7 protein-coding genes are annotated in these 9,262 nt (G+C 71.3%); 4 read left to right on the forward strand and 3 right to left on the reverse strand.

Features of this window, described 5'->3' with window-relative positions; all coding sequences use genetic code 11:
- Positions 1–200: 200 nt before the first annotated feature.
- Complete coding sequence (trhA, locus tag ABTZ94_RS05780) at positions 201–899, forward strand: PAQR family membrane homeostasis protein TrhA (protein WP_351197861.1); 699 nt, start codon at positions 201–203, stop codon at positions 897–899.
- Between the two features lie 321 nt (positions 900–1,220).
- Here trhA and ABTZ94_RS05785 read toward each other — a convergent pair whose 3' ends face one another.
- Positions 1,221–3,251 (reverse strand): thioredoxin domain-containing protein, encoded by a 2,031-nt coding sequence (locus ABTZ94_RS05785; protein WP_351197863.1) that lies wholly within the window; start codon positions 3,249–3,251, stop codon positions 1,221–1,223.
- 286 nt (positions 3,252–3,537) lie between these two features.
- Here ABTZ94_RS05785 and ABTZ94_RS05790 point away from each other — a divergent pair, with 286 nt between their 5' ends.
- Positions 3,538–6,759, forward strand: coding sequence for a tetratricopeptide repeat protein (locus ABTZ94_RS05790; protein WP_351197865.1), 3,222 nt, complete (start codon positions 3,538–3,540; stop codon positions 6,757–6,759).
- Positions 6,760–6,868: 109 nt separating this feature from the next.
- On the opposite strand, the gene ABTZ94_RS05795 is transcribed toward ABTZ94_RS05790, so the two are convergent.
- Together ABTZ94_RS05795 and mca are read right to left on the reverse strand one after the other, a co-directional pair.
- The gene (locus tag ABTZ94_RS05795) at positions 6,869–7,111 is read right to left on the reverse strand and encodes a hypothetical protein (RefSeq protein ID WP_351197866.1); all 243 of its coding nucleotides are present in this window, start codon (positions 7,109–7,111) and stop codon (positions 6,869–6,871) included.
- Position 7,112: 1 nt separating this feature from the next.
- Complete coding sequence (gene mca, locus ABTZ94_RS05800) at positions 7,113–7,994, reverse strand: mycothiol conjugate amidase Mca (protein ID WP_351197868.1); 882 nt, start codon at positions 7,992–7,994, stop codon at positions 7,113–7,115.
- A gap of 152 nt (positions 7,995–8,146) precedes the next feature.
- Here mca and ABTZ94_RS05805 point away from each other — a divergent pair, with 152 nt between their 5' ends.
- Together ABTZ94_RS05805 and greA are read left to right on the forward strand one after the other, a co-directional pair.
- Entirely contained in the window at positions 8,147–8,563 is a 417-nt protein-coding gene (locus ABTZ94_RS05805; RefSeq protein WP_351197870.1) for a DUF4307 domain-containing protein, read from the forward strand.
- A 183-nt stretch (positions 8,564–8,746) separates the two neighbouring features.
- Positions 8,747–9,244 carry a transcription elongation factor GreA gene (gene greA / locus ABTZ94_RS05810; protein ID WP_351197872.1) on the forward strand — a complete coding sequence of 166 codons (498 nt, stop codon included), beginning with the start codon at positions 8,747–8,749 and terminating at the stop codon, positions 9,242–9,244.
- Positions 9,245–9,262: the final 18 nt, after the last annotated feature.

A 9,262-nucleotide genomic window follows, 5' to 3' on the forward strand; every position in this document is an offset into this window, starting at 1 on the left:
CTGAGGGTGTCTGTTTGGTAGGTGCCCCGTGGGGGCTGCGACCCGGATGCTTCGCCCCCTTCGAATCCCACTGGCGCTCATCCGGTGCCGACCGCACTCATTTGATCATCCGACCGTTTCACCCATATGTCCAGGGGGCCGCCCACGTGAGCATCGCCACTCGCATCGGCTACCTACGGTGGCGTAGGTACGATGCGGGAATGACTGCTGCCGCCGCCGCGCCCGAGCCAGCCGGGCTGGAAACAGCCGAGTCCGACACCGTCCCGGTGAAGCCACGAATGCGTGGGTGGCTGCACGCCGGAATGTTTCCCGCCGTGGTCGTCGCGGGGATCGCGCTGGTCGCACTGACGGACAGCGTCCGCGGCCGGGTCGCGTGCGGCATCTACGTCCTGACCGCGTGCCTGCTGTTCGGTGTGAGCGCCCTCTACCACCGCGGCACCTGGGGGCCGCGCGGCGAGGCGGTGCTCCGCAGGCTCGATCACGCCAATATTTTCCTGATCATCGCGGGCACCTACACCCCGCTGACCCTGCTCCTGCTCCCCGAGGCGACCGGGACGCCGCTCCTGTGGGCGGTCTGGGCGGCGGCGGTCGCAGGCATCGCCTTCCGGGTGTTCTGGGTCGGCGCCCCGCGCTGGCTCTACACGCCCTGCTACCTGGCGATGGGCTGGGCGGCGGTCTTCTTCCTGCCGGACTTCATGCGGACCGGCGGCGTCGCGGTGCTGGTGCTGGTCGTCGTCGGCGGGCTGCTCTACAGCGCCGGCGGCGTCATCTACGGCATCAAGCGGCCCAATCCGTCACCGCGGTGGTTCGGCTTCCACGAGGTCTTCCACTCGCTGACGCTGGCAGCCTTCGTCGTGCACTACGTCGGCATCTCGCTGGTGGCCTACAACCACCACTGAGACCGACCGGCAAATGGGGGGTGGGAGAAGGAGCGGGGCTGGGTGCGTGCAGCTGCAAGGCGGAGGATTGAGGCATGGCAGAGCCATGGTGATTGACGACAACGCGGCAGATGTGCGTGCCCAGCCCCGCGACGCCGCCCCCCATTTGCCGGTCGGTCCAAGCGCCCCTTCCGCCTCCTCCCCCGCCATGGCACGGGGGTGCGGATGCCGCCGATGTGTCCGCGGCGGCGGCAGGTACCAGGAGCGGACGGACCTGGCCCGGCGCCCGTCGATACCTGGTGTAGCCGGGGCTCCGGCCTCGGTCCGCGTACGGCTCCGCCTTCAGTCCCCGGACCGGCTCGATCCGAGGCTCCGCGCCAGTTCCTGCGGATCCGTCGTCGGCGCATCGCACACGAAGTGCCTGCACACGTACGCCGTCGGCGCCCCGCCCACCATCGGCCGGTCCGCCAGCAGCGGGAACTCCGTCCCCGCCGTCTCACCCACCGCCACCACCGCACCGGGCGCCCGTCCCAGCAGCGCCGTACGGTGCAGTTCGCCGCCGACCGGCCCGGCGACCGCGACCTCGCGCGGCCCGTCGAGCAGTGCCTCGGCGACGGCGAGCCCCCAGCCGATGAACCGGGGAACCCGCGGGCCGAGCGCCTTCACCACGCCCAACGCCCCCTCCGCGGCGGTGCGATGGGCCTCGGAGCCGGTGTACGCGGCGTACGAGAGCAGCGCACCGGCCGCCGCCGTCCAGCCCGCCGGAGTCGCGCTGTCAGTGGGGTCCTGCGGGCGACGGATCAGCTGCTCGGCGTCGTCCGCCGTGTCGTACAGCTGCCCGCCCTCACCGGTGAAGTGCTGGAGCACGATGTCGAGCAGGAAGCCCGCGAACTCCAGCCAGACGCCCTCGCCAGTGACCGCGGCCAGGGCGAGAAAGCCCTCCGCGACATCGCCGTAGTCCTCCAGCACCCCGGCGTTGGCTCCCGCCCGGCCGTCCTTGGATGTCCGGGTCAGCCGGGCGACCTCGCCCATGTGGACCCGGACCAGCAGATCCGCCGCCTCGGTGGCGCGCTCGATCAGATCGGGCCGGCCGAAGTACGCCCCCGTCTCGGCGAGCGCGGCGATCGCCAGGCCGTTCCAGGCGGCGACCACCTTGTCGTCCCGCCCGGGACGCGGGCGCAGCTCACGCGCGGCAAGCAGCCTGGCCCGTACGTCGGCGGCCCGGTCCGCGTCCACCACGGTGCCCGTCCGTGCGAGCCGGAGGACCGAGGCCCCCTCCTCGAACGTGCCCTCCTGCGTCACACCGAAGTGCTCGGCGGCGAAGGCCGCGTCCTGATCGCCGAGGACCTCCCGCAGCTGCTCGGGCGTCCACACGTAGTACGCGCCCTCGACATGCCGGCCGTCCCCGTCCTCACTGTCGGCGTCGAGCGCGGAGGCGAAACCGCCCTCGGCCGTACGCAGCTCGCGCACCATGAAGTCGGCGGTCTCCAGGGCGATCCGGCGGGCCTGCTCCGAGCCCGTCGACCGCCACAGGTGTGCGTACACCCGGCAGAGCAGCGCATTGTCGTAGAGCATCTTCTCGAAGTGCGGAACGATCCACCCCGGGTCTACCGAGTAGCGGGCGAAACCGCCGCCGAGCTGGTCGTACATCCCGCCGCCGGCCATCGCGTCGCAGGTGTCGGCGGCCATCTGGAGGGCGCCTTCCGCTCCGGTGCGGGCATGGTGACGCAGCAGGAACTCGATGGTCATGGACGGCGGGAACTTGGGCGCGCCGCCGAACCCGCCACGCTTGTCGTCGTACTCGCGGGTGAGCCCGAGCAGCGCCTGCGCCAGCTCCGCCTCGCCCGGCAGTCCCTCGCCGCCGTGTACGAGGGAGCGCTGGGTGAGGTCGTGGACGATGCGCCCGGCGACCTCGGCGACCTCCTCGGGCCGGTCGGTCCAGGCGGCCGAGACGCCTTCGAGGACCTGGCGGAAGGAGGGCGTGCCGTGGCGCGGCTCGGGCGGGAAGTACGTACCGAAGTAGAAGGGTTCGGCGTCGGCGGTCAGGAAGACGGTCATCGGCCAGCCGCCCTGGCCTGTCGCCGCCTGTACGGCCTCCATGTACACGGCGTCCACGTCGGGCCGCTCCTCGCGGTCGACCTTCACCGGGACGAAGTGTTCGTTCAGATAGGCCGCGACGCCGTCGTCCTCGAACGATTCGTGCGCCATCACATGGCACCAGTGACAGCTTGCGTAACCGACGCTGAGCAGCACCGGCACATTCCGCCTGCGGGCCTCCTCGAACGCCTCGGGCGACCAGGGCCACCAGTCGACCGGGTTGTCGGCATGCTGGAGGAGGTACGGGGACGTGGCGTGCGCGAGTCGGTTGGACATACCCCAATCCTTGCGCACACGGCAGTACCCCGCCCACACGCCACGGAGGCGCGGTACGAACGGGCCGACAGCGGAGCCCCCTGCCGGTCCGACCGGAACGGGGCGCTGCTCGTGGTCACGGTCGGGCACAGAAGCCGCTCCGGTTCCCGGCCTGCGGGACTTGCGTACGCGCGCCGCCGCGGATTCCCCCGGCCGATGTGCTCGCCCTGTCGCGTTCGGGCGTCGTAGACAGGACACTTGGGGGCCTGTCAGCTGACACATACGTCGCGGTCGGAGGGGGACACACATGCGGGACAGCCATCGGGCGGAAGCCGAAGGGCTGTTGGTACGCGCCGTGGAGGAAGAGGTACGGCGCTCGGGCGGCCGGGCCGACGCCGGGGCGCTGATGGCGCGCGGGCGGGCCGCGCTCGATTCCCTGATGGCCGGCGCGGCCGACGAGTACGCCGCGTTTCTCCAGGCGCTGGACGCGACGGAGGCCGGACAGCAGTCGTTGTCGCAGCGGTTCAGCCGGGCGGCGATGGGCACGCCTCTGCTGGTCACCGGAGTTGCCGCGGCCGCCGCCTTCGGTGCGGATATCGCGTTCGGTACGGCGACGGGGCAGGCCCTCGGCGCGGGCGCCGTCGTCGCGGTCGCGGGGGCCACCGCGACCGTCGCCAAGGTCACCGCCTCGCACTGGCCGGCGGCCCACCGGCGGGCCGCCGCGCTCGGGCAGCCGGGCGGCGCCGAGCAGCTGCGGCTGCAGTGGCTGGCGGCGCTGGAGGTGCGGGGCATCCGCCCGTTCCTCGACCAGCAGCGGATGCTCACCGCCTCGTCGCGCGCACCGGCGAAGAAGGTCCCCGCGCCGTCGCGGACCGCCCCGCAGCTGCGCGGCGGTGACCGCAGCGCAGCGGCCCGGATGCGCGCGCTCCTCGACCAGTCGTTCGGTCATCTGCCCACCTCCGAAGGGCCGTTCGCGGGACGGCGGGCCGAGCTGGCACAGATCGCGCAGTGGGTGCGGGAGGCCCGTGCGTCGACGGAGACCAAGCCGACCGTCGTCGTCCTGCACGGCATGCCGGGCGCCGGGCGCACCACCCTCGCGGTACGGGCGGCGCACAGCCTGAAGGACCAGTTCCGGGGCGCCTGTGTGGTGGATCTGCGCGGCGACGTGGCCGGTGAGACGCCGCTGCCGACGCGTGACGCGCTGCTGCATCTGCTGAACCGGCTGGGCGCGCCCCGCGAGCAGCTGCTGTTCCGTGAGAGGGCCTCCGCCGAGCAGCAGGTGCGGCGGCTGAGCGAGCTGTACCACCAGCATCTGACCGGCACACCCGTGACGATCGTCCTCGACGACGCCGCCGACGCGGCCCAGGTCCGCACCCTGGTCCCCGAGCGTTCCGACAGTCTCGTCCTGGTCACCGCCCGCGAACCCCTGGAGCTGCCCGCCGGTCTGCCGGCCCGGGTCCATCATCTGGAGGTCGGCGCGCTGGACGCGGCGGGCGCGGAGGAGTTGCTGCGCGAGGCTGCCGAGGCAAAGGAGCAGGGGCCGTACGACTCCCGGTCGACGGACACCGTCGCCGAGCTGTGCGGCGGGCTGCCGCTGGCGCTGCGCATCGCGGGCTCCTCGCTCGGTCCACGTACCCGGAGCGCGCTCGCCGCCGATCTCGCCGCGTACGGTCCGGTCGCACCGGTCGAGCGGGCGCTGTGGCTCCGCTACACCGATCAGTCCGAGCAGGCGCGGCGGCTGCTGCGCCGGCTCGCGCTGGCCGGGCGGGCCAGCCTGGGCGCCGCGGCGGCGGCCGCGCTGCTCTCGGCCGACGAGCAGGAGGCCGAGCGGCTGCTGACGGCCCTGGCGGGGGCCGGGCTCCTGGACCATGTGCGGGGCTCGCGCTACCGGCTGCACGATCTCGTACGGCGCTTCGCCCTGGCCCGGCTGCGGGACGAGGAGGCGGCGGCGGACCGTACCGCGGCGCAGGAGCGGCTGATCCAGAACTACGCGGAGCTGGCCGGTGCGGTGATCCGGATGGTGGACGGCAAGATGTCCACGCGGGCGGGGCAGTTCGGCTCGCACGGGTTCAGTTCGCTGGACTCGGCGCTGCGTTGGCTGGACGACGAGTCGAGCTTCATCACGTCGGCGCTGCGACACGCGGAGGGCGTCGACCAGGGGGCCGTGCTCGATCTGCTGGGCGCGCTGTGCGACTACTGCCTGCTGCGTGGCGATCTCTACCGGCTCGGCGAGATCAGTGAGTTGACGCAGGCCGTGGACAAGGGGCTGCTGGAGCGGTCCGTGCAGTGGCGTACCGGCATCGCGGCCCGTCAGCTCGGCGAGCTGGACAAGGCCCGCACCACCCTGTCGTCGGTGGTGGGGCTCTACCGCGAGGCCCAGAACGAGGCGGGTACGGCGCTGGCGCTCTGCTCGCTCGGCATCACCCTGCACCACCAGGGCAATCTGACCGAAGCGGCGGCGCGGCTGCGCGAGGCGATCGAGCTGCAGTCCTCCGACGAGCAGGCCGAGGACCGGGCCTGGTCGCTGCACGCCCTGGCCGCCGTCGAACGCGACCGGGCCCACCTGGCGGAGGCGCTGACGCTCCTGGACACCGCGCTGGCCCTGCACCGGGAGGGCGAGTCGCTGCACGGCGAGGCGTGGACGCAGTTCCAGCTGGGCCAGACCCTGCTGCGGATGGGCGACGTGGAGCGTGCGCAGGACGCGCTGCGCACGGCCCTGGAGCTGTACAGCCGCACCCGTGACGAGCGCGGCGAGGCGTGGGCGCTGACCCAGCTGGCCCGCGCCCGGCTGCTGGACGGCGACCCGGCGCCGGCGGCCGAGGAGCTGAACCTGGCCCTGGCCCGCCACCGCGGCAACGAGGACGCGCGCGGCGAGGCGTGGACGCTGTACTACCTGGGCCAGGCCCTGGAGGAGAGTGGCGACACCGACCAGGCGGTGCGGCAGTTGGAGCGGGCCCGCACGATGTTCTCCCGGATGCGGGACGTGTACGGGCTGGCGTGCGCCCGGCACCACTCCGGCCGGGTCACCCGCGACCAGCGGGCCGCGCAGACCGGAAACCTCCGCAACTCCGGCTTCGCCCGCCAGCTCCTGGTCGACGCCCGGGCCGACTTCCGGCGCATCGGCGTCGCCCACGGCGAGGCCTGGACGTGCCTGGAGCTGGCCCTGATCGACGCGGGCAACAACCGCACACCGCAGGCGCTGGAGCTGTGCGACGAGGCCGCGGAGCTGTTCGACTCCTACCGCGACAGGCGGGGCGCGGACTGGGCCCGCTTCCTGCGCTGCACGCTGCTGCCGTACGCGTCACCCGGCGGCAGCGAGGTGGGCACCGTGGTGGCCCAGCAGGAACTGGCCGACCTGCTTCGGGCCGGCCACCCGACACGCGACAGCAAGCTGGAGGGCTTCGCGGAGGCGTTCACCGTGGTGCTGAACCGCGGCGTGGACCTGGAGGACGGCTGGCAGGCGTGGCGCCTGGGCATGACGCCCACACGCCACGCACGGGAGGTCATGGGCGTACCTGTCCGGCCATGACCGGCCCGTCCGGCGATCGAGGACGGTCTTCGCCCTCGGCCGGGCACAACCGCCCGTCCGACGCCGGGCGACCGAGGCGGCTGCCGGACGCCCCGGTACCGCCCCGCGCCTACTTCCGCTCCGTGGAGGACCCCGCACCCGCGGCAACGGCGCCACCCGACGCCGCCTCCGGGTCCGGGGCCTCCTCGAAGTCGACCTTGCCCATGTGGCGGTTCATGGACTTCATCAGCAGCCACACACCCGCGGCAAGCGCCGCGAAGACGATGAAGCCGAGAACGCCGGGGGTCACCTTGTTCTTGTCGAGCTCACCGGCGAGAGGGACGAGATGGGTCAGTGCCTGGGTCGCGTACATATCAGGCATTGTCGCGGATGCCCGCGAAGAGGTCGCTCTCGGGGAGGGAGGTATCGACGAGAGACTTCGCCAGCTCGTACTCCTCGGTCGGCCAGACCTCCTTCTGGATGTCCATCGGGACGCGGAACCAGCCGCCGTCGGGGTCGATCTGCGTCGCGTGCGCGATCAGCGCCTTGTCGCGGATCTCGAAGAAGTCCGCGCACGGAACATGCGTGGTCAGCGTGCGTTCGTCGCGCTCGAACTCCTTCCAGCGCTTCAGCCACTCGCCGTACGGGGACTCCAGGCCACGGGCCAGCAGCGCCTCGTGGAGCGCCACCGTGCGCGGCCGGTTGAAGCCCTGGTTGTAGTAGAGCTTCTGCGGCTGCCAGACCGGACCGAACTCCGACTCGGGGAACGTCTCGGCGTCCGACGCACCGTCGAAGGCGATCATCGTGATCTTGTGGGTCATGATGTGGTCGGGGTGCGGGTACCCGCCGTTCTCGTCGTACGTCGTGACGACCTGCGGCCGGAACGCACGGATGCTGCGAACGAGACGCCCCGCGGCCTTCTTCTCGTCCTCCAGCGCGAAGCAGCCCTCGGGCAGCGGCGGCAGCGGGTCGCCCTCCGGCAGACCCGAGTCGACGAAGCCGAGCCACTCCTGCTCGACGCCCAGGATCTCCCGGGCCTCGTCCATTTCCTTCTTGCGCACCTCATGGATGTTTTCCTCGACGTACGCGTCGCCCTGGAGCTTCGGGTTGAGGATGGAGCCGCGCTCGCCTCCCGTGCAGGTCACGACCAGCACGTCCACCCCCTCGGACACATACTTGGCCATGGTGGCCGCGCCCTTGCTCGACTCGTCGTCGGGGTGGGCGTGAACGGCCATCAGTCGCAGCTGCTCAGTCAAGACTCGATCCTCGTTGATTGGACGCCACCGAGAGGCGTCGTCCCGAAGGGACGTCGGCGTGGGGTGGCGGTCGGGTGGCGGGTGGCAGGCTTCTATAGTGACCGAACCGGGGGGCGGAAAATTCCTGGATCCCTGGTACGGGAGGAACGATCATGACTGCGGTGCGCGAAGCGCCTCCGGAGAACCGCTACGGCCGCTCCGCGGACCAGCGCGCGGACCGCAAACTCAAGATCATCGGTTCGGTGCTGGGCGTCGCTCTTCTCGGAATGATCGGCTGGATCGGTTACGACTACATCGCCGGCCAGGGCATCAGCGCCGAGGTGATCAAGTTCAAGGTCGTCTCCGACCAACGGGTCGAGGTGCACCTGGAGGTGCGCAAGGGCACCGACACCAAGGGCTACTGCACGCTCCGCTCGCAGCACGAGGACGGCAGCGACGTGGCCCGCAAGGACTTCCGCTTCGACGACCGCACGGACCGTATCGACCGCGTCCTGTCACTGCGTACGACATCCAGGGCGACCAGCGTCGAGCTGCTGGGCTGTACCGACGACGGCGGGGCGGCGCATTGACCACCGCACGCCGGTGCTGAACCGCTGTTGCGGGCACTGACCTGCACATACGCAGTCCTGGCGATTTACCTTCTCCCCCTTTTCCTGGGGAATTGTTAGGCTCGTGGTTTCGCCCACCCGTGGAGGCACATGCTTACGGGTAGGGCGATGCTTTGTATTCCCAGCACCGACGAGGAGCACCCTGTGACCCAGACCAGCGAAAACGTCACCTGGCTCACGCAGGAGGCGTACAACCAGCTCAAGGCCGAGCTGGAGTACCTGTCTGGTCCCGCGCGCACGGAAATCTCCGTAAAGATCGCGGCGGCCCGTGAGGAGGGTGACCTCCGGGAAAATGGCGGGTACCACGCGGCCAAGGAGGAGCAGGGCAAGATGGAGTTGCGGGTGCGCCAGCTCACCCAGCTCCTGGAGCACGCGAAGGTCGGCGAGTCACCTGCCGACGACGGCGTGGTCGAGCCCGGCATGGTTGTGACGATCGCCTTCGACGGCGACCCGGACGACACGATGACCTTCCTGCTCGCCTCGCGCGAATACGCGAGCTCGGACATCGAGACGTACTCCCCGCAGTCGCCGCTCGGCACCGGCGTGAACGGCAAGAAGATGGGCGAGGACGCCGAGTACGAGCTGCCGAACGGCAAGACGGCCACCGTGAAGATCCTCGAGGCGAAGCCCTACACGGGCTGATCCCACTGATGCGGGGAG

Source organism: Streptomyces sp. NPDC002785 (assembly GCF_040295565.1).
In the GTDB taxonomy this organism is placed as follows: domain Bacteria; phylum Actinomycetota; class Actinomycetes; order Streptomycetales; family Streptomycetaceae; genus Streptomyces.

Bases quoted from the DNA above. Each gene is read 5' to 3' on its own strand.
- trhA (WP_351197861.1), top strand. From the start codon at position 201: ATGACTGCTGCCGCCGCCGCGCCCGAGCCAGCCGGGCTGGAAACAGCC.
- ABTZ94_RS05785 (WP_351197863.1), bottom strand. From the start codon at position 3,251: ATGTCCAACCGACTCGCGCACGCCACGTCCCCGTACCTCCTCCAGCAT.
- ABTZ94_RS05790 (WP_351197865.1), top strand. From the start codon at position 3,538: ATGCGGGACAGCCATCGGGCGGAAGCCGAAGGGCTGTTGGTACGCGCC.
- ABTZ94_RS05795 (WP_351197866.1), bottom strand. From the start codon at position 7,111: ATGTACGCGACCCAGGCACTGACCCATCTCGTCCCTCTCGCCGGTGAG.
- ABTZ94_RS05805 (WP_351197870.1), top strand. From the start codon at position 8,147: ATGACTGCGGTGCGCGAAGCGCCTCCGGAGAACCGCTACGGCCGCTCC.